The sequence below is a fragment of the Aeromonas encheleia genome, assembly GCF_900637545.1.
GTDB classification, from domain to species: Bacteria; Pseudomonadota; Gammaproteobacteria; order Enterobacterales; family Aeromonadaceae; genus Aeromonas; species Aeromonas encheleia.
This window is the reverse complement of sequence record NZ_LR134376.1, coordinates 1,618,181-1,633,174: the sequence shown is the minus strand read 5'-3', so window position 1 is coordinate 1,633,174 and position 14,994 is coordinate 1,618,181. Positions and strand designations below refer to the sequence as shown.

The following is a 14,994-nucleotide window of genomic DNA, read 5'->3' as shown; positions in this document are numbered from 1 at the left end:
TCACGCTCAATCAATTCTTATTGTTTATTTGTAACGACGTCAGGGCGGATGCCGAGTTATTCATTTTAACAAGCAGGGCATCCAGGCTGCCGTATTGGGCTCGCAAAGAGGCTTCATATTTTGCCAGCTGCGCGCTGGCCGTCGCCGTTTTTTGAGTGAGGCTGCGTAAATCTGAATTCAACACATCTTCTCGTTGTGCCAGCATGCCGCCACTCTTGGTGTACTCTTTCAACCCTGTGTTCAGGGTGGCCGCCAGGCCCTTGTCCCCACCAAACAGCGCTACAACCTGGTCGAAGTTCTTGTCGACGGCCTCGCCAAACTTCGTCTTGTCGAGAGACAGCTTGCCCTTGTTATCCATCTTGACGCCGATCTCGAAGATGGTGGAATAGGTACCGCTGTTCTGGGAAGGGCTGACCAGTAGATTACTCATGAAAGATTCGATGGCTCGGGTGGTCGAATCACCGGCCAGGGCGCCACCATCATCCTGCTTCACCCCCCCCACGAAGGTGCCACGCTTGCCCAGGGTGCCCATGCTGTCTTGCAGGGTGTTGTAACCGTCTACGAACTGCTGGACAAGTTCCTGAATAGAGGTCTTGTCGGTCGTGATATCGACCTTGTTTGACTTCAGTGCTCCCGGCGTGGTGCTGTCTTTGTCCAGGTCCGAGACACGCAACACTGTTATCTTGAGATCCTGGACGGAGTCGTCAAAGGTATTGGTATCGCTCTTGAGGGTGTTGCCATCCACGACAATCTCGGCACTGCTGGCCCGGTCTTTCTCGCTCATGACACTACCCGGAATCCTCGCATCGAAGATCTCGAGCTCGGTGGTACTCCCGGTGATGGTCAGATCCTTGCCGTCCCCCGATACACCGGAGTCAATCATCAGCTTGGCCTTGCCATCGGCGGTATTGACGATGTTGACACTGAGGCCAAAGTTGTCACCATTGCTGTTGATGTTCTTGCGGATGTCTTGCAAGGTATCGCCAGCTTTCACATCCACCTTGAAGGTCTTGTCGCCGGCCTTGAACGTCAGTTGACCATCCTGAGTGACCATCGGGGTGGTTGAGCTGTCGAAGGTCCCTTCCTGACGACTCGTCTGCGCCAACTTGTTGACGGTGATGTTGTATTGACCGTTGGAAGCGCCTGACTTGCTCTCCACCTTCAGCACGGGATCGTCCTTGCTTTGGGTGATGTTGATGGCGCGCTTGTTGAAAGCGCCGGGGGCACTCAGTTTGTCGAGGATGTCGGTGAAGGCGGAGAGAGAGGATTTGAGCTGGCCTATGCCAGACAAGGTGATCTTGGTACTGTTTTGTTTGGTGATGATCGGTTGCTGCAACTGGGCTTTCTTCGCCGCCACACTCGCCGAAATCACGCTTTCAAGATCGAGTCCAGAACCCGCCCCTGCAGAGGTAATCGCCATACATCCTCCTGTCTATCAACTTAAAAAATAGGGTCACACCTGACCATCGAACAGCAGTCCCGGGAGACTGGCCAGATTGCCACTCGCCTGCTCCATAGCCTGCAACCTCTTGTTCATCAAGAGCATTTCCTCACTCGGGATCTGGCGAATAACCTGCTTGGTATCCGCGTCTATCACCTTGATCACCGGTTGTTCGAGTTCGGGGACCAGAGTGAAATTGATTGTCCATCCCTTCAACTTGCTCAAACTATCCAATCTTTCTTGCAATTCTTGGGCCTGTTTTTCTATATAGGCCTTATCTATACGCGACTCTGCGGATTTGATATGCGCCGGCGGATCCTGCGATACCCTGGCTGTCGGCTCGACACTTGCCTGTTCGACCGAGTTATCCCCACCTGATGCGGGAGAAACAGTCATGGCGGCCTGAGGGCCGCCATGTTGAGTGAGCGTCGAAGTAACAGAAGGCAAGGTTATCGATTCATTGGCCATCTGCTGCTCCTTATATCAGTGGCTGAAGATGGTACCGGCTTAGCCCAGCAGCGACAGGGCCGACTGCGGACGCTGGTTGGCCTGGGCCAGGATGCTGGAGGCCGCCTGTTGCAGAATATTCTGCTTGGTCATATTGGCGGTCTCAGTCGCAAAGTCTGCATCACGGATACGGGAGCGCGCGGCACTGACGTTTTCCGAGATGTTGGACTGGTTGCGAATGGTCGAATCCAGCCGGTTCTGCACCGCACCCAGCTCGGCACGCTTGCCATCCACCACACCCAGCATGGAATCGACGGCAGCCAATACGTTTTGAGCCGCGCTCTGGGTGGCAATGTTAATGCCACCTGCACTGCCGCCAACGAAAATAGCTGACACCAGCACGGTACCGCCAGTGGCGGTCGTGATTGACGTGCCCGCAGCAGCGGCAATGCCCGAGATACTGAAGCCTGCAGACTGATTCAGGCTAAAGCCGATGGTCTGGTTGGCATCGGCGCCCACCTGGAAGGAGCCGCTGTAGTTGCCATCCAGCAACTTGGTGCCGGCGAAGGTGGTGTCTGTAGAGATGCGGTTGATCTCCGATCCCAGCTGATCCACTTCCTTTTGCAGGGCCTCGCGATCCTTGGCTGAGTTGGAGCCGTTGGCGGATTGCTGAGCCAGGGTGCGCATGCGCTGCAGCATGCCGGTCACTTCATCCATGGCCCCTTCCGCGGTCTGCGCCAGGGAGATGCCGTCGTTGGCGTTGCGGTTGCCCTGATCCAGGCCGTTGACCTGAGAGGTCAGACGGTTGGAGATCTGCAGACCCGCCGCATCGTCCTTGGCGCTGTTGATGCGCAGACCGGACGCCAGGCGGGTGTACGAGGTATCCAACGACTTGGTGGTGTTCATCAAGTTACGCTGCGCGTTCAATGATGAAGTGTTGGTATTGATAAACATGGCCATAAAAGATTTCTCCTGATGAACAAGAAACTGCGGACTCTGCTTGTGTCAACACAGTCAGGATCCCACCGTTCAGATGGACAGCTTGAACGGGTCTGTACCATCTGGCGGGTCCTCTGTTTGAACGGACATCAAACCCGCAGTTGCGCAAATGTTGGACTTCCGAACACCCCTCATTTTGCTTCACATTCTGTAGCGGCATTTTCAACAAAAGCTTTAGGAGATTTATTGCCGCCCTCATCAACCCAGAGGTAAATACTCGCCGCCCGGCGTGATCTGGTTGACGAAACATCACACCGTAAGACCGCCCTGATACGGAGAATAGGCAGCGCGATTGCGGATCAGGACTAGATAGGGAATGGCATGATTTGTGCTTTCTTTATAGGGAGCCGATTTCTCGGCACCCATAAGAAAGGCGCTGTCCCAATTACATGTTGAAAGGCTAACCTTGAAGTAGGTCATCACCCTGAGGGCCGTCGTCATGGATACCCAAGCCTTTCAACACCTGCTGTCTCTCTTCCCACAGCTCACTTTGCGCCAGCGCCGTCTCGCAGAGCAGGAACTCACAATCCCCCATCTCATCACCTCGCTTGCCGCTCAACTCCCTGCTTGCCGATGTTGCCCCCACTGTCAGGCCGAGGCCGCGCAATTGGCCCCCTGGGGTTGGAGCCGAGGACTGCGCCGTTATCGCTGCAAGCAGTGTCAGCGCACCAGTTCCGTCCTGACCAAGACGCCCATGACCAGACTGCGCAAGGCCCAATGCTGGGAGGACTACGCCCAGGCACTCATCGACGGGCTTACCGTCCGACAAGCCGCCCTCCGCTGCGGGGTCTGCAAAAACACCGCCTTCTTGTGGCGTCACCGTTTCCTGAAAGCCATGGCAACCCATCAGGCGGCACGGGAAGAGGGTATCGTCGAGGTCGATGAAACCTTCTTCCTGGAATCGTTCAAGGGGCAACGTGGATTACCCCGTCCGGCCCGCCGCCGTGGTGGCAAAGGCCGCACTCGTGGCACAGGGCCGGATTACATCCCAGTGATGGTGGTGCAGGACAGAGCTGGCCATCTGGCCGACTTCCAGCTGGAGCGGCTGGATGCCAGGACCGTCAGGACGGTGCTGCAGCCGCTAGTCGCGCCGGATGCGGTGCTCTGCAGCGATGGTGCTGGGGTGTATGCCAGTTTCAGCAAGTCGCAGGGCATGACCCACCAAGTGGTGCACAACCGTGCGGGAGGGCGAGTGGTGGGGGCGTATCACATCCAGCATGTGAATGGTTACCACCGGCGGTTGAAGGAGTGGATGGAACTGTTCCATGGGGTAGCGACCCACTATCTGAGGAATTATCTGGGCTGGCGTAGGATGCTGGAACGTTATGGGCAGGAAGTGGATGTTCCACATTGCTTGCATGAGGCGCTGGGGCGCCCCATGCAACACGTAATTGGGACATAGCCATAAGAAAGGCCGACAGTGTCGGCCAAAGAAGAGCTTACGCTCAGGAGAACAACCTCGAGGGTGACAGAGTGAACGATCTGCGCAACACTCGAGGGGTATACCAATAAGAGAATCATGCTTTCGATAGAACAAGGCGTAAATCCGAACACCCCGTTGTTCCATCTTTCTTACCAGGGCGGCCTGAACAACCGCCCTTTTCTTTTTATTTGAACTTATCGAGTTAGCCCAGCAGCGACAGGGCCGATTGCGGGCGCTGGTTGGCCTGCGCCAGGATGCTGGAGGCCGCCTGTTGCAGAATATTCTGCTTGGTCATGTTGGCGGTCTCGGTCGCAAAGTCTGCATCACGGATACGGGAGCGCGCGGCACTGACGTTTTCCGAGATGTTGGACTGGTTGCGAATGGTTGAATCCAGCCGGTTCTGCACCGCACCCAGCTCGGCACGCTTGCCATCCACCACGCCCAGCATGGAATCGACAGCGGCCAGCACGTTCTGAGCATTGCTCTGACTGCTGATGCTGATACCACCGGGATTGGAACCGCTGGTGAAAATGGTTGAAACCGCGGTAACGATAGAGCCAGCAGGACCACTGGTAAAATTGGAAGCCGCCGTCGCAATCCCAGAAATACTGAAACCACCGACCTGACTCAGACTGAAACCTATAGTCTGGTTGGCATCGGCGCCCACCTGGAAGGAGCCGCTGTAGTTGCCATCCAGCAACTTGGTCCCGGCGAAGGTGGTGTCTGTAGAGATGCGGTTGATCTCCGATCCCAGCTGATCCACTTCCTTCTGCAGAGCCTCGCGATCCTTGGCGGAGTTGGAGCCGTTGGCGGATTGCTGAGCCAGGGTGCGCATGCGCTGCAGCATGCCGGTCACTTCGTCCATGGCGCCTTCAGCGGTCTGCGCCAGGGAGATGCCGTCGTTGGCGTTGCGGTTGCCCTGATCCAGGCCATTGACCTGGGAGGTCAGACGGTTGGAGATCTGCAGACCGGCCGCATCGTCCTTGGCACTGTTGATGCGCAGACCGGACGCCAGGCGGGTGTACGAGGTATCCAACGACTTGGTGGTGTTCATCAAGTTACGCTGGGCGTTCAATGATGAAGTGTTGGTATTGATAAACATGGCCATAAAAGATTTCTCCTGATGAACAAGAAACTGTGGGCTCTGCTTGTGTCAACACAGTCAGGATCCCACCGTTCAGATGGACAGCTTGAACGGGTCTGTTCCACCTGGCGGGCCCTCCGTTTGAACGAACATCGGGCCCACAGTTGCGCAAATGCTGGATTTCCGAACACCCTCATTTTGCTTCACGTTCTGTAACGGCAGTCCCATCAGAAGCTTTAGGGTGACCCTATCAATAAAGAGGTTGTCACTCTCCATAATGACGTGATGGCAAAGAGGGCTCTTTATCACTCCCTGACACCCTGCACTTAATCTGCCGTCGAAGGCTGATATCAGGTATCAACGGGGAGGGTTAATACGCTCTGATTTATGGTTCATCGTTTTACCGGTACCAATAAGAAAGCCGACGATGTCGGCCAAAGAAGAGCTTGCGATCAGGAGGACAGCCTCGAGGTGACAGTGTGAAGGCTGCCAACCTCGAGGCGATATATAAGAGGGTCTCTCTTTCGATAGAACAAGGCGTCAATCCGAACACCCCGTTGTTCCATCTTTCTACCAGGGCGGCCTGAACAACCGCCCTTTTCTTTTTCTTGGGACTTATCGAGTTAGCCCAGCAGCGACAAGGCCGACTGCGGGCGCTGGTTGGCCTGCGCCAGGATGCTGGAGGCCGCCTGTTGCAGAATATTCTGCTTGGTCATGTTGGCGGTCTCGGTGGCAAAGTCCGCATCGCGGATACGGGAGCGCGCGGCACTGACGTTTTCCGAGATATTGGATTGGTTACGAATGGTCGAATCCAACCGGTTCTGCACCGCACCCAGCTCGGCACGCTTGCCATCGACCACTTCCAACATGGAGTCGACTGCCGCCAGGACATTTTGAGCATTGCTCTGACTGCTGATGCTGATACCACCGATGTTAGAGCCACTGGTAAACACACTGCCAACCGGCGCGCCACCTGCTGCAGTCACCGCAGTCGCAATGCCTGAAATGCTGAAACCGCCAGCCTGGCTCAGGCTGAAGCCAATGGTCTGGTTGGCATCGGCCCCCACCTGGAAGTTGCCGCTGTAGTTGCCATCCAGCAACTTGGTGCCGGCGAAGGTGGTGTCTTTGGAGATACGGTTGATCTCGGAGCCCAGCTGATCCACCTCTTTTTGCAGGGCCTCACGATCCTTGTCGGAGTTGGAGCCGTTGGCGGATTGCTGAGCCAGGGTGCGCATGCGCTGCAGCATGCCGGTCACTTCATCCATGGCTCCTTCCGCGGTCTGCGCCAGGGAGATGCCGTCGTTGGCGTTGCGGTTACCCTGATCCAAGCCGTTGACCTGAGAGGTCAGACGGTTGGAGATCTGCAGACCGGCCGCATCGTCCTTGGCGCTGTTGATGCGCAGGCCGGATGCCAGGCGGGTGTACGAGGTATCCAACGACTTGGTGGTGTTCATCAAGTTACGCTGCGCGTTCAATGATGAAGTGTTGGTATTGATAAACATGGCCATAAAAGATTTCTCCTGATGAACAAGAAACTGCGGGCTCTGCTTGTGTCAACACAGTCAGGATCCCACCGTTCAGATGGACAGCTTGAACGGGTCTGTACCATCTGGCGGGTCCTCTGTTTGAACGGACATCAAACCCGCAGTTGCGCAAATGTTGGACTTCCGAACACCCCTCATTTTGCTTCACATTCTGTAGCGGCATTTTCAACAAAAGCTTTAGGAGATTTATTGCCGCCCTCATCAACCGAGAGGCAGATAGTCGCCGCTCGGCATGATGAGGTTGACGGAGAGTTGCGCCGTAAGACCTCCCTGATGTGGAGAATGCACACAGGGATTGCAGATCAGGGCTAGATCGAGAATGGCATGGTTTGTGCTTGGTTTTATGGGACGTCAGTTTTCTGGCATCCATAAAAAAGGCCGACAGTGTCGGCCAAAAAAGAGCTTACGCTCAGGAGAACAACCTCGAGGGTGGCAGAGTGAACGATCTGCGTAACACTCGAGGGCTATATCATTAAGAGAACTTCTCTTTCGATAGAACAAGGCGTAAATCCGAACACCCCATTGTTCCATCTTCTTTACCAGGGCGGCCTGAACAACCGCCCTTTTTCTTTATTCTTAAAGTTGCCCATTAGTTCTGCAGCAGGGAGAGCGCGGACTGCGGACGCTGGTTGGCTTGCGCCAGAATGCTGGAAGCCGCCTGTTGCAAAATGTTCTGTTTGGTCATATTGGCGGTCTCAGTCGCAAAATCTGCATCACGAATACGGGAACGCGCGGCACTGACGTTTTCCGAGATATTGGACTGGTTGCGGATGGTCGAATCCAACCGGTTTTGCACCGCCCCCAGCTCCGCACGCTTGCCATCGACCACGGTCAAAAGGGAGTCAACTGCGGCCAATACGTTTTGAGCAGCGCTCTGGGTAGCGATGTTAATACCACCAGCACTGCCGCCAACGAAAATAGTTGACACCAGCATAGCGCCAGTAGCAGTCGTGATTGAAGTGCCAGCTGCAGCCGCAATTCCTGAGATGCTGAAACCATCGGCCTGGCTCAGGCTAAAACCGATAGTCTGGTTGGCATCGGCCCCGACCTGGAAAGTACCGCTAAAAGAGCCATCCAGCAGTTTGGTACCCGCAAAGGTAGTCGCGCTAGAGATACGGTTGACCTCAGCCCCCAGTTGATCCACCTCTTTTTGCAAGGCTTCACGATCCTTGGCGGAATTGGAGCCGTTGGCGGATTGTTGGGCCAGGGTGCGCATGCGCTGCAGCATGCCGGTCACTTCATCCATGGCGCCTTCTGCGGTCTGCGCCAGTGAGATGCCGTCGTTGGCGTTGCGGTTGCCCTGATCCAGGCCGTTGACCTGGGAGGTCAGACGGTTGGAGATCTGCAAGCCGGCCGCATCGTCTTTTGCGCTGTTGATGCGCAGACCGGAGGCCAGCCGAGTGTAAGAGGTATCCAGGGATTTGGTGCTGTTCATCATGTTACGCTGAGCGTTAAGCGATGAAACGTTGGTATTGATATACATACTCATGACTATTCTCCTAAGCTATTAAATTTTATCTTTAATTCACTCAGGCTTTATTTTGTTCGTGCCTGATATGTTTAGTTAACGGCGCTTTTTGGTGAGACTTTAATTTGTTTTTTACAGCCTTCATGGCCGTAATTGCCGCCTAACCTATATATCGGCCTGTATTTCTCAGCCTTGAGAAAAAAGTTCAGGATTTTTTGTGGCGACTCCGAAGCCGCCCTCCTCGGCCAAGAGCCGTCTCTCCCTCCCGATGGGTGGGAAACGGTCATTTCGCCGGCACCTCCTGACCACCAGCCCCTGGAAACTGGGCCTGGCTCCCATTTTTACACTCCAGGATTGCTCACTCGCCTGACTTGCCCCTAAAATCGCCGCCCCATCATCTATCGGACGTGAGTTGTTCTCCATGCAGACACTGGTTGAGCAGATTGTTTACATCAGCGACATGTTTGGTACTGCGGTCTTCGCGTTCTCCGGGGTACTGGTGGCCGGCCGGCTGCGCATGGACGGCTTCGGTGTCATGGTCTTGGCGGCGGTGACCGCCATCGGCGGGGGCACCATACGTGACATGATCCTGGGGGCCACCCCGGTATTCTGGGTGCGCGATCCCCTCTATATCTGGGTGGTCATCGCCACGGCGCTGATTGGCATGTGGATGGTCAAGCTGCCAAGGCGCATGCCCTGGTACGTGCTGCCGGTGGCGGACGCCTTCGGCCTGGCCCTGTTCACCGTGATCGGGGCACAGAAGGCGCTGAACTTCGGCACATCGGGCCTGATTGCGGTGCTGATGGGCACCATGACAGGGGTGGCGGGCGGCATGATCCGGGATGTGCTGGCGCGGGAGGTCCCCATGGTGCTGCAGAAGGAGATCTATGCCACCGCCTGCATCCTGGGGGGCATCCTCTACACGGTGGCACTGGAGTGTAACGTGGACAGGGTCGCCGCCATGCTGATCAGCATGATCGGGGTGTTCGGTTTGCGGGTGGCAGCCATCTACTGGCACCTGTCGCTGCCCACCTTCTCGCTGCAACGCCACTGAGTCAGCCCCGAATGAGCGATATCGCACTCCCGAACAGGTAGCATTGAACCAAGCTGGCTTTTCTGTTGTCATACAGTGGTCGTTTTAAGCCGGAATACCTCATGCAAAAACTTGGGCTCATTACCACGCTAGTTCTGATGACGGTGGCCGCGGCTCATGCCAGCGCACAGGTCCTGTTCGGCCGCCTGGCCTCGACGCCGGTGCAGCAGTTCAACCAACAGATCCGTCAGGCGAACAGCAGCCAGCAGGGTTGGGTCAACGACTATCGTGAAGTGGCGCGACGTTTCGTCGGCCATAGCGACGTTCCCAGTCGCATCCACGCCCAGCAACTGGATAATGATCTGGTGCTTTCGGTGGCCCTCGATGGCAACAAGAGTGACATGATCTATATCCTGACCCTGTTTCGCAGCAACAATCTGTGGCAGATGCGTCAGGCCGAGATGGGCTGGCGTTGCCAGGGCCAGGAGACCTTTACCCCTGTGCCCTGCCCCTGAGCGGCTACCTCTGTGAAATAAAAAAATCCGGCACTTGGCCGGATTTTTTTATTTGGCGGCAATCCCACCGTTAAGGGCGATAGACCTTCACATTGTCAAAGCCCTGCTCCTTCAGATAGAGCGCCTGCAGCTTGCTCATCACGCCGCGATCGCAGTAGAGCAGATAGGTCTGCTCCTTGGGCAGATCACCAAAGGTGGTCGCCAGCTTGAAGAAGGGGAGATGTATCACCTCGCGTCCTTCCACCACCAGCGGCTTCTCATCACGCTCATCGCTGGAGCGGATGTCCAGAATGACTTCGCCTGCGGCCAGCTCCTGGGTGGTCTCCACCTCTTGCACCTGAGCGGTGGTCTCTTCGCCGATGCGGCGGATGTCGAGATAGCGCGCCTCACTCACCACCTTGTCCAGGATCGCGAAGTCGAAGTTGCCCTCTTCCGCCTCGATGTTGGACAGCACGGCCTTGATGGTCGGCTTCTTGGAGATGACGCCGCAATATTCCGGCATGGTCTCGGCGAACTCCAGGGTACCGATGCGGCGCGCCTCGCTGATGATGTCCGGCTTGTCCCAGGTGATGAGCGGACGCAGGATCACCTTGTCGGTCACCCGGTCGATCACATTGAGGTTGGTCAGCGTCTGGCTGGATACCTGACCCACGCACTCACCGGTTACCAGCGCCGGGATCTGGAAGGTTTCCGCGACCTGGCCGGCGGCGCGCATCATCATGCGCTTGAGCACCACGCCCATCTGACCGTTGTCGATCTTCTCGAGGATCTCGGCCACCACTGGTTCGAAGTCGATGGCGGTGAAACGCACCTTGTGGGAGGCGCCAAACTTGCTCCACAGGTAGTAGGCCACCTGCTTCACGCCGATCTCGTGGGCGGCACCGCCCAGATTGAAGAAGCAGTAGTGCACCCGGCAACCGCGCTTGATGAACTGATAGGAGGCCACGCCGGAGTCGAAGCCGCCAGAGATCAGGCTCAGCACATCTTCCTGGGTCGCCATGGGGAAGCCGCCCATGCCGTGGTGCACGGCGCTGATGATGTAGAGCTCATCGTTTTCCACTTCCAGATTGACCTGGACATCGGGCTTCTTGAGGCGCACACCGGCGGTTTCGCAGTGCTGGTTGAGACCACCGCCCACGTAGCGCTCAAGCTCCAGAGAGCTGAAGTCGTGCTTGCCGACCCGACGGGCCCGTACGCAGAAGGTCTTGCCCTTGAGGCGATCGCCCCAGACCGCACGGGTCTGTTCGAAGATGTCGTGCAAGTCGGTGAAGTTGCTCAGTTTCACTTCGAGGAAGTACTGGATGCCGGGGATGCAGGCCAGGGTCTCCAGGTACTGGGCGTGGAACTGATCATTGCGGGAGCTCACGACCAGCTTGTCCCAGTCCATCCGTACGCGGGCATCGTCGTCGAAGCGGCGCAACACGTTACGGATGTTGCCCTGCAGCATCTTGGTGAAGCGCTGACGCACTGACTTGCTCTTGATGGTGATTTCCGGGAACAGCTTGATAATGAACTTCATGATGATGACTCGGGTGGCCTCGATTTAAGGGCGCGAATTATATCAGAAGTTTAGGGGCAGCGCCTACTGGCTGAGCACCGGCTCACATTTCCCCACGCAATGTTTGCGACGCGGCGGCCTTCTTGCGTATATTCCCGAGCCTGCGCCTTGGCAACATGCTCGACAACAGATCGATTCGATGAAGACCTATATCTACTACCCCGGCATGGAAGTACGGGACGAGCTCTGGCTCAAGTTTGCCCTGATCTACCTGGAGCGGCTCGCCTTCGTCTTTACCGTCAGCGAGAAGAGCGGCCTCACCGCTCTGCTGGAGCGCCTGCGCCAGCAGACCGATCTGCTGGCCGAGCGGCCGGATGCCAGCTTCTTTGCGGCCATCACCCCGCAGCTGGAGAGCCAGCTCGGCGGCCTCCTCGCCCCCGATTTCGCCCGCCACAAGGTGTTTGGCAACAGAGACCTCATCGACCGCTGGCGTGCGAGCCCCAATCACGACTGCTTCTGCCCGGCCCAGGCCGGGCTGGAGCGGCTGCACGGCTTCTGCCTCGCGGCGGGCTTCGCCAGCCAGGACGAGGGCGGGATCAGGATGGCGCGGCGCTTCGCGAATCTGCTCTCCATGCGTCTCGCCCGTGAGTGGGCACTCGCCAATGAGGGGGCGCTCATCACCGATCACGATTACCTGGATCGCCTGTTGCACCTGCTGGAATCCCGCTACCACCACAGGGGCGGCCAGGATTGCTTCCATCTCGAGATCCCGTTGCAAGTGCCCACTCACCTTGGCGAGATAGCCTTTGACGAGTTGATCGCCCTGCGCGCCCGCAGCGGCTTTCGCCAGCAGCTGGCCGAGTTTCACCAGGCGCTCGATGCCCTGCTCGCCATGCTCGGCAGCGGTTATGCCGAGCCCGCCGTGCTGACCCGCTTCGAGCAGGCCCAGCGAGGGCTCAATCTGCTGCTGGGGGGCGAGACCCGCAGCCTGCCGCTCACCACGCTGATCAGCACCGGCTTGCCGGCCATGGCGATGATCCATCGGCTCAAGGAAAGCCATCCCGATACCGGGCTCGTCTTCCACCCCATCAAGAAGAGCCACTTCCACCAGCGCAAGAGCCAGCACTTCTTCACCCGGCTCGGTCAGGTCAAGCCCTGACCCACGCAGCAGCCCATATACCCTCACTCGACCGGGTCGGGCCAAGTCCAGCGAAAGTCCCTCCTGCTCAGGAGGGATTCTCCAGTCGAAACTCGATACGATCGCTATTGCCCGCCTCGTCCACCACCACCAGCTGGTAACGGCCCGCTTCGCTCAACACCTGATCCCCGTCCCAGCGCAGCCGCTGGCCGTTGAGGAACCAGTGCGGCTTGCCGATCCCCCCCAGCACCCTGGGCTGCAGACGATAGCGCTGACTGCGGATGAAGTTGCCCTCCCCCAGCGCCACTATGCGGATCGGCGCCTGCAGGTCCGCCTCCCGCGCCTCCCCGGCGCAGCCACCGGCGAGCAGGGCCCTGCGCCGCTCGGCAGGATCCCGCCAGGGCTCCAGCGACAGGGGCCAGAGCGCCCGCCAGGCCGAGTCACTGGCATTGCCGCAGCGGGCCAGGGTCGGTTTGCCCTCCGCCGTCAGCGCGACCTTGCGCAGCGGCGACGGCCAATCCATGGGATCGGGCAAGGTGGGGGGATCCCGCTCCTCCAGCAGCCAGGCGCGCTGATGCTGCAGGCAGGCCTCCGGCAGGGTGGCGCGCTCACGGCGCCCCAGCGGCCAGCAGATGTTGGCCTCGCTGACGGTATTGGGTTGCACCGGCAAGGGGCTGTTATCCCCCAGCCGTGAATAGACAGAGAGCAGCAGCGGTATGGCCGCGCTCTGGCCGTAGAAGCCGGGCAAGGGGGTGCCATCGGGACGCCCCAGCCAGACGCCTAGGGTCCAGCGACCGGACACCCCCAGCGCCCAGCTGTCGCGATAGCCGTAGCTGGTGCCTGTCTTCCAGGCCAGTCGGTTGACCCGCCCGGTCGCCTCGCTGGCGAAGGGCTGATCCGCCCGCCCCTGGGCGCTCAGGATCTGCCAGATGATCCAGGCGGCACCCGGGCTCAGCAGGGGGCGCGAGATGGCCTGCTGGCCCGCCTGCCAGACCGGCATCGCCACCTGCCCCTGCCGGCTGAGGGCACTGTAGAGTGCCACCAGCTGCTCCAACCGGATGCCCGCCGCCCCCAGCGCGATGGCGGGATTGGGTTTGTCGGAGAGCGCCAGCCGCACGCCGGCGTTGTCCAGCCGGTTGACTAGGGTGTCGGGGCCCAGCGCCTCCAGCACCTGCACCGCCGGCACGTTGAGGGATTGCTGCAACGCCTGGGTCAGGGTGACCGGCCCCTGGAAGGCGCCGCTGAAGTTGGCGGGTCTGTAGTCAGAGCCGAGGCGCGGCGCATCGGAGAGCAGGGAGCCCCCGTGCACCAGCCCGGCATCCAGCGCCAGCCCATAGATGAACGGCTTGAGGGTGGAGCCGGGGGAGCGGATCGCCTGCACCATGTCGAGGTAGCCGTGGCGCCGCAGGTTGCCGTACTCGGCGCTGCCCACATAGGCGCGCACCGCCATGGTCCTGTTGTCCACCAGCAAGAGCGCCGCCGAGGTCTGCTCCGGGAAGCGGCGGATATAACTCTCCACCCGAGCCTCCAGCCAGCGCTGCAGATCCCCGTCTATGGTGGTGTGCACCAGAGCGCCCGGCTGGCTGCTGGCGGCGAGGCGGGCAAACAACGGCGCCTCCATGGGAGTGAAATGGCCCCGCGCCAGCACCGGCTCGATCCGTCCCTGAGTCCAGACGTTCTCGGGCCAGGCCCCCTGCTTGACCAGCCGCAGCATCACCTTGTCGCGGGCGGCGCGCGCCCGCTCGGGGTGGCGATCCGGGCGGTAACGGCTCGGCGCCTGGGGCAACACCGCCAGCAGGGCGGCCTCGGCATGGCTGAGCTTGGCCGCACTCTTGCCCAGATAGGCGAAGCTGGCCGCCTGCACCCCCTCCAGATTGCCACCGAAGGGGGCCCGGTTGAGGTAGACGGTGAGCAGGGTGCGCTTGTCATAGTGCCACTCCAGCTGCAGCGCCCGCGCCATCTGGCGCAGCTTGCCCGGCACACTGCGGTGATAGGGCTCGATCAGCCGGGCCACCTGCATGGTGAGGGTCGAGCCGCCGGAGACGGCCCGCCCATAGCGCAGCCACTGCCAGACCCCGCGCACCATGGCTACCGGATTGACCCCGGGATGTTGCCAGAAGTGGCGATCCTCGTAGCCGAGCAACGCCTCTATATAGCGGGGGGAAACCTGCGCCAGGGTCACCGGGTAGCGCCACACCCCGCTGGTGTCGGCGAAGGCTCGCAGCGGTCGCCCCTGCATGTCGAGCACCACCCGCGCATAGGCGGGATCCAGCGGCGGCGGCGGGAAGAGGCGATCCAGCATCAGCAACAACAGCAGCAGACCGCACAGGCCGCCGCCGGTGATCCGCAGCCAACGGGGCCAGCGTGACCAGGCACGCCACCCCTTGCGGACGAGCGCCAGGCC

General features: G+C 59.2%; 12 protein-coding genes. 4 read left to right on the top strand and 8 right to left on the bottom strand.

Features of this window, described 5'->3' with window-relative positions; translation table 11 throughout:
* Positions 1-10 precede the first annotated feature (10 nt).
* The 3 genes from fliD to EL255_RS07755 are packed head-to-tail and all read right to left on the bottom strand — an operon-like array spanning position 11 to position 2,848.
* On the bottom strand, positions 11-1,420 hold the full coding sequence (gene fliD / locus EL255_RS07765; protein ID WP_042654485.1) for a flagellar filament capping protein FliD: 1,410 nt from the start codon (positions 1,418-1,420) through the stop codon (positions 11-13).
* Positions 1,421-1,453: 33 nt separating this feature from the next.
* Entirely contained in the window at positions 1,454-1,909 is a 456-nt protein-coding gene (locus tag EL255_RS07760) for a flagellar protein FlaG (RefSeq protein ID WP_232018921.1), read from the bottom strand.
* 39 nt (positions 1,910-1,948) lie between these two features.
* Complete coding sequence (locus EL255_RS07755; protein ID WP_042654484.1) at positions 1,949-2,848, bottom strand: flagellin N-terminal helical domain-containing protein; 900 nt, start codon at positions 2,846-2,848, stop codon at positions 1,949-1,951.
* Positions 2,849-3,326: 478 nt separating this feature from the next.
* Between EL255_RS07755 and EL255_RS07750 the strand changes: the two genes are divergently transcribed.
* Entirely contained in the window at positions 3,327-4,289 is a 963-nt protein-coding gene (locus EL255_RS07750) for an IS1595 family transposase (protein WP_042654868.1), read from the top strand.
* Between the two features lie 223 nt (positions 4,290-4,512).
* On the opposite strand, the gene EL255_RS07745 is transcribed toward EL255_RS07750, so the two are convergent.
* The 3 genes from EL255_RS07745 to EL255_RS07735 all read right to left on the bottom strand — a co-directional run bounded on the left by EL255_RS07745 (position 4,513) and on the right by EL255_RS07735 (position 8,427).
* Positions 4,513-5,418, bottom strand: coding sequence for a flagellin N-terminal helical domain-containing protein (locus EL255_RS07745; RefSeq protein WP_042651513.1), 906 nt, complete (start codon positions 5,416-5,418; stop codon positions 4,513-4,515).
* Positions 5,419-6,017: 599 nt separating this feature from the next.
* Entirely contained in the window at positions 6,018-6,902 is an 885-nt protein-coding gene (locus EL255_RS07740) for a flagellin N-terminal helical domain-containing protein (RefSeq protein WP_042651511.1), read from the bottom strand.
* Positions 6,903-7,527: 625 nt separating this feature from the next.
* On the bottom strand, positions 7,528-8,427 hold the full coding sequence (locus EL255_RS07735) for a flagellin N-terminal helical domain-containing protein (protein WP_042651510.1): 900 nt from the start codon (positions 8,425-8,427) through the stop codon (positions 7,528-7,530).
* A gap of 400 nt (positions 8,428-8,827) precedes the next feature.
* Here EL255_RS07735 and EL255_RS07730 point away from each other — a divergent pair, with 400 nt between their 5' ends.
* Both EL255_RS07730 and EL255_RS07725 read left to right on the top strand, forming a co-directional pair.
* Positions 8,828-9,460 carry a trimeric intracellular cation channel family protein gene (locus EL255_RS07730; protein ID WP_042651509.1) on the top strand — a complete coding sequence of 211 codons (633 nt, stop codon included), beginning with the start codon at positions 8,828-8,830 and terminating at the stop codon, positions 9,458-9,460.
* 101 nt (positions 9,461-9,561) lie between these two features.
* Positions 9,562-9,954 carry a hypothetical protein gene (locus EL255_RS07725; RefSeq protein WP_042651508.1) on the top strand — a complete coding sequence of 131 codons (393 nt, stop codon included), beginning with the start codon at positions 9,562-9,564 and terminating at the stop codon, positions 9,952-9,954.
* Between the two features lie 70 nt (positions 9,955-10,024).
* On the opposite strand, the gene thiI is transcribed toward EL255_RS07725, so the two are convergent.
* Positions 10,025-11,473, bottom strand: a complete 1,449-nt coding sequence (thiI, locus tag EL255_RS07720) for a tRNA uracil 4-sulfurtransferase ThiI (protein WP_042651507.1) — start codon at positions 11,471-11,473, stop codon at positions 10,025-10,027.
* A 178-nt stretch (positions 11,474-11,651) separates the two neighbouring features.
* On the opposite strand from thiI, the gene EL255_RS07715 reads away from it, so the two are divergent.
* A complete protein-coding gene (locus EL255_RS07715) occupies positions 11,652-12,611 on the top strand; it encodes a hypothetical protein (protein ID WP_042651506.1) in 960 nt (319 codons plus the stop codon).
* A 67-nt stretch (positions 12,612-12,678) separates the two neighbouring features.
* Here EL255_RS07715 and pbpC read toward each other — a convergent pair whose 3' ends face one another.
* Positions 12,679-14,991 carry a penicillin-binding protein 1C gene (gene pbpC / locus EL255_RS07710; RefSeq protein ID WP_197720938.1) on the bottom strand — a complete coding sequence of 771 codons (2,313 nt, stop codon included), beginning with the start codon at positions 14,989-14,991 and terminating at the stop codon, positions 12,679-12,681.
* Between the last annotated feature and the right edge of the window lie 3 nt (positions 14,992-14,994).

Excerpts from the sequence above, each read along its gene's own strand:
- fliD (WP_042654485.1), bottom strand. The coding sequence starts at position 1,420 with ATGGCGATTACCTCTGCAGGGGCGGGTTCTGGACTCGATCTTGAAAGC.
- EL255_RS07760 (WP_232018921.1), bottom strand. The coding sequence starts at position 1,909 with ATGGCCAATGAATCGATAACCTTGCCTTCTGTTACTTCGACGCTCACT.
- EL255_RS07755 (WP_042654484.1), bottom strand. The coding sequence starts at position 2,848 with ATGGCCATGTTTATCAATACCAACACTTCATCATTGAACGCGCAGCGT.
- EL255_RS07750 (WP_042654868.1), top strand. The coding sequence starts at position 3,327 with ATGGATACCCAAGCCTTTCAACACCTGCTGTCTCTCTTCCCACAGCTC.
- EL255_RS07745 (WP_042651513.1), bottom strand. The coding sequence starts at position 5,418 with ATGGCCATGTTTATCAATACCAACACTTCATCATTGAACGCCCAGCGT.
- EL255_RS07740 (WP_042651511.1), bottom strand. The coding sequence starts at position 6,902 with ATGGCCATGTTTATCAATACCAACACTTCATCATTGAACGCGCAGCGT.
- EL255_RS07735 (WP_042651510.1), bottom strand. The coding sequence starts at position 8,427 with ATGAGTATGTATATCAATACCAACGTTTCATCGCTTAACGCTCAGCGT.
- EL255_RS07730 (WP_042651509.1), top strand. The coding sequence starts at position 8,828 with ATGCAGACACTGGTTGAGCAGATTGTTTACATCAGCGACATGTTTGGT.
- EL255_RS07725 (WP_042651508.1), top strand. The coding sequence starts at position 9,562 with ATGCAAAAACTTGGGCTCATTACCACGCTAGTTCTGATGACGGTGGCC.
- thiI (WP_042651507.1), bottom strand. The coding sequence starts at position 11,473 with ATGAAGTTCATTATCAAGCTGTTCCCGGAAATCACCATCAAGAGCAAG.
- EL255_RS07715 (WP_042651506.1), top strand. The coding sequence starts at position 11,652 with ATGAAGACCTATATCTACTACCCCGGCATGGAAGTACGGGACGAGCTC.